At 57.3% G+C, this 211-nt stretch carries 1 protein-coding gene; it reads left to right on the top strand.

The features are described from left to right. On the top strand, positions 1-211 hold a 211-nt coding region (locus ACNFHO_RS27450), incomplete at both ends, for a hypothetical protein (RefSeq protein WP_416767978.1).

The following is a 211-nucleotide window of genomic DNA, read 5'->3' as shown; positions in this document are numbered from 1 at the left end:
GTTGGTATTTCCGACGCTTCCGTACCAGGCAAGACTTTCGAAAACCTGGAGCTCGGCGGCTCGGCCACTGTTCAGATCGCTGACACTGAAAGTGAAGTCGTCGCGACCCTCACCGCCGACAAAACCACCGTCTCCGAAGGCGGTGAGATCACTTACACCGTTACTCTGACCAATGCCCAAGGCCTTGACGTCAAAGGCCACGGCGGTCTGA

The sequence above is a fragment of the Pseudomonas sp. NY15374 genome (assembly GCF_048068255.1).
In the GTDB taxonomy this organism is placed as follows: domain Bacteria; phylum Pseudomonadota; class Gammaproteobacteria; order Pseudomonadales; family Pseudomonadaceae; genus Aquipseudomonas; species Aquipseudomonas machongensis.
Note: the sequence above shows the minus strand (reverse complement) of the source record. Positions and strands in the feature narration are given on the sequence as shown.